The sequence below is a fragment of the Enterobacter cloacae complex sp. GF14B genome, from assembly GCF_004136805.1.
Lineage (GTDB): Bacteria > Pseudomonadota > Gammaproteobacteria > Enterobacterales > Enterobacteriaceae > Enterobacter > Enterobacter hormaechei_C.
Window position 1 is genome coordinate 1 of sequence record NZ_QFRV01000156.1, and the last position, 4,229, is coordinate 4,229.

At 60.9% G+C, this 4,229-nt stretch carries 2 protein-coding genes and 2 pseudogenes; all 4 read right to left on the reverse strand.

Annotated features, from left to right (window positions below; genetic code table 11):
- A pseudogene (locus DD606_RS23885) lies at positions 1 to 329 on the reverse strand (carbamate kinase); the annotation flags it as partial.
- Positions 326 to 1,906: a hypothetical protein gene (locus tag DD606_RS23890; RefSeq protein WP_022651712.1), complete on the reverse strand. Its 1,581-nt coding sequence runs from the start codon at positions 1,904 to 1,906 to the stop codon at positions 326 to 328. The pseudogene DD606_RS23885 and the gene DD606_RS23890, both read right to left, overlap by 4 nt.
- An 11-nt stretch (positions 1,907 to 1,917) precedes the next feature.
- On the reverse strand, positions 1,918 to 3,333 hold the full coding sequence (locus DD606_RS23895) for a DUF1116 domain-containing protein (RefSeq protein ID WP_032609990.1): 1,416 nt from the start codon (positions 3,331 to 3,333) through the stop codon (positions 1,918 to 1,920).
- Positions 3,333 to 4,229 (reverse strand): annotated as a pseudogene (locus DD606_RS23900) (FdrA family protein); the annotation flags it as partial. The gene DD606_RS23895 and the pseudogene DD606_RS23900, both read right to left, overlap by 1 nt.

A 4,229-nucleotide genomic window follows, 5' to 3' on the forward strand; every position in this document is an offset into this window, starting at 1 on the left:
ACCGCCTTTTGCTCGCCACGCGCCGCCAGGCGGTTGTTGAGCGCCTGCTGGATCAGGTAGCCGATGCCGCCCTGGGTATCCGCCACGCAGTTTGCCAGCGGGGTCAGCGGCAGCCCTTCCCGCTCGTGGGCGATTTCGGCGCGGCGCAGATCCAGCCCCACCTGCGGGCCATTGCCATGGGTGAGCACGATGTCATAGTCCGAGGCCAGCATTTCGAGCACCGACTCAGCCACCGCTTTGACCGCCTGCGCCTGATGCTCAATCGACTGGCTGGCGTTGTCTTTGATAATGCTGTTGCCGCCGATGGCGACGACCATAAGCTCTTTCATTTTGTTTCCTTTAGAAGGTGCGTTCTGGTGCCCTCACCCCGGCCCTCTCCCACAGGGAGAGGGGGATTAACAGAGGTATCCAGCACATGCTTCACCACAAACATCCCGCCCATCATCAGGTAGGCCGTGACAAACATCAGGGAACTGCCCTCGGCAAAGCCCACCACCGGGGCGTGGATCACGCCAAACAGCGCCAGCAGCGCGCCTCCTGCGGCGGCGACGGCCCCGCGCAGCGGTTTGTTGATAATGGCGAAGATGGCGATACAGCCCCAGAGCATGCTGGCGAGCGGCGCGCCGTTGCCGAGATGCATCAAGCCTTCGTAGTAGATCCCCTTGCTGTGCAGCACGTCTGTGCCGATTTTCGCCGCGCTGGTCCCCGCGGCGCTCATCACGCTGTTCATCATGGTCAGCGCCCAGTTGGCGATCCACGGGAACAGGCAGATGAAGATAACGGGCACCTCCACTTTCGGGGTTTCCCTCACCACCTGGTTGGCGGTGACGACGCCGATAAACACCAGAATCGGCACGATGGCGGTCATCGGTATGATGGCGAGCATAAAGGCCCCCAGCCCGAACAGCGGCACGATGAACATGGTCACGCCGGACGCCAGGGTGTAGCCGATGCTGGCGCCCATCGCTTTCCAGCCAGGATGGCCGACGTAGACCGTGACCGGGAACGGATTGCCCATCAGGCAGCCGAGCATCGAGGCCAGACCGTTCGCCAGCATTACCTTGCGGGTCGGGTATTCATCCCCTGCCGCGTGGGCGCTTTCGATGTTCTCCAGGTCAAAGATGTAGTTTGCCAGCCCCAGCGGTACGGCGGACGCCAGATAAGGCAGCGCGTGCGGCAGCCCCTGCATAAAGCTGTCCACGTGCACTTCCGGCGGGTTAAAGCCGAAGGATGACATGGACGCTTTAATGGCATCCGGGCTTTGCAGGCCAGAGATCCACGCAAGTAGAGTACCGGCAATTAACAGCAGCAGGCCGGTCGGGATACGGGCGAAAATCGGCTTTTTACCGAACCAGTTAATGAAGATCAGCAGCAGGACGATAAACGACACGGTCGGCGCTTCGAACGCCTGCAACATCGGGTTCATCGCCAGCAGCAGCAAGCCAAGACCGGACAGGCACGACAGCAGCACGGTGCGCGGGATCATCTTGCGGATGGTTTCCCCCAGGAAGGAACCGCCCGCGAGGATCATCGCTTCCACAAAGCACCACACCAGGCCAATCTGAATCGCGAAATCCGCATCGCCAGTTTGCTGGTAAACCGGCATTAAGACCAGGAAGGTCACGGTAAAAATCGACGGCGCGCTCGGGCCGGACGGCAACGCGGTGACGTCCGTTCGTCCGGTAGCGCGCGCCATTTGCAGGCCAAACCACGTATAGCAAAGACTCGCCACCAGCACCGCCAGCCCGAAGGCTGGCGCGATGCGTCCATAAACAATCTCCTTCGGGATGCCGACGACAAAAATGAGCAGCCCCATCATGGTCAGCAAATTGGTCAGGTTGTTGGTCATCAACCCGAAATAAGCTGCCCAGTCACCTCTTTTCCACTCCAGTTTCATGTTTTTCATGGATGCATGCCTTATAAAAAGTAGCGATCGCGGAAGGTCAACAGCGCCTTTTCAAAACAGCTAAACGGCGGGTGAACGATGCCCGCCCCAATCATGCCGATGCCCGCGTCCTTGTGGGCAATGGCGGTATTGATGACCGGCAGAATGCCGCTGCCCGCAACCTTCGTGATGTCGATGGCGGTCGGGATCCCCATAAAGGAGAGCAGCGGAATGGTGACGTTCGGGTTTTCGCCGAGGGTGATTTCGCGCATCTGGCGAGAAAAATCGATGGCTTCCTCCACCGTGCCGCCCACCAGCGCCACGATTGCCGGGGCCGTCGCCATCGCAAAGCCGCCGATGCCGTAGGTTTCGGTGATGGCGCTGTCGCCGATATCCAGCCCGGAGTCTTCCGGCTTATAGCCCGCGAACATCGGGCCGATCACCTGCTGCGCCGGGCCGGTGAACCACTGCCCCGGCAGGCCAGAAACGCGCAGGCCGAACTCGTAGCCGTTGCGCGCCATGGTGGTGACGACGGTGCTGTACTCAATGCCGTGGGCAGCATCCAGCGCGGCCTTACACATCGCCATCCACGTCGGACCGGAGAAATAGTCGCTGCTGGCGACAAACTCGAACACTTCACGCTGCTGCGTCACGGGATAGCCCGCCTGGATCAGCCCCGGCGTCAGCGCCTGAATAAGCAGCGTGGTGCCCGCGTTGTTGCGGTTGTGGCACTCGTCGCCCATGTGCAGCGCCTGGGCCAGCATCAGGCGCAGGTCGATTTCGCCGATAATCTTCATCGCGTCGCGCAGCATCGGGCCGAGCACGTCGCGCATCCAGTTCAGGCGCTCGATCACGCTCTGGTCATTAGCCCCCATACGCAGGATCTTCGCCATCTGCTCGCTGAGGTTGGTGAAGGCGCGGTTGCCGTAAGTTTTGTTCTCAACGATGTGCATAAACATCGACGCGGAGGTGACGCCCGCCATAGAGCCCACACAGTCGTGCTCGTGGCACGGCGAGAAGGTGATGTCACCTGACGCCGCCAGCCTTGCGGCGTCCTCCAGATCCGTCGCCAGCCCTTCAAACACCAGCGCGCCGGTAACCGCACCTTTCATCGCACCGCACATGTTTTCCCAGGTAACTGGCGGACCGGCGTGCAGAATGGTCGTGCGGGTCATGCCCGGCACCACGTTGATGGCCTGGTCATAGCCCACCAGCACCGGATGGGACTGAATAATCCGCTCCAGGGCAATTTTGTTTGCGGCGGCAATTTTCTCCGCCAGCGGTTTTTCCGCCAGCTGGTCGAGCGCTTCAACAACCTGCATATTGCCCTGCCCCGGCGGCGTCCAGTCGAGCTGGGTCACGGGAACGTGCTGCTTTTTGAGGTCGTCGCTGAACATCGCAATGCCGACGTTAATGACGTTTAGCGGCTGGTTGAATAAAGTGGTCATTATGCTTTCTCCCCTTTGCAGACAAATTCGCGTGCCAGTAATCCGGTGTTGGTGCTGCTGCTGGCCCAGATGACGCCTGCGTCGGTCAGCAGCTGGCACTGCTGCGCCAGCGACTGCGGATCCTGATCGGTGCCGAGCACGTAGCCGAGAATTTCCAACGGACGGTTGTCGGCGTTCGCGATCGCCTGTGCCTCTTTGATCGCCTCGATCATCACCCCCACCGGATCGTCGTGCGCGCCAAAGCCCAGCACGAAGTCCATCACGATGACGCCCACCTGCGGATCGCGCGCCTCCTGTAGCAGGCGGCTGATGCGGTTGGTCGGGTCGATCATTGGGTGTGGCTTGCCGTTGGTGAAATCATCGTCACCGAAATCAAGGAAGGTGTGGGCCTGGCTAACGCTGATATCTTTCAGACGCCTGGCCGGGTCCGGCTGGATGTTGCTGTAAACATCGTCAAACTTCTCCAGCGCGGCAAACATCGCTTCGTCGCACAGGGTGCCGCCGCAGAACAGGCCGCGAATGTACTTCTGCTGCGACGTCAGGCGGGTGCGTACCTCTTCGATCAGCGGCCAGTTGAGCGGATGTAAATCCAGGTCGTCTTTTTTAATGCCGGTAAGCAGCACCGCTTTCAGGGCCGCCTCTTTGGTGCCACGAGCAAACTGCAAACCGTCTTCATCGGCAGGCGGTTCGTTGCGGCCCAGGAAGCACACAACTACAGGCTTGCGGCAGGCGCGTGCCCGGGCCAGCACCTTCTCAGCCACCGCGGGTGCTGGCGGTTTGGAGATGAGCGCTATCACCCGAGTAGCGTCGTCCGCCTCCAGCATGTCGATGGCGTCGAGCATCATCAGGCCGCCGATCTTCTCGCTAAGATCGCGTCCGCCGGTGCCGATCAACTG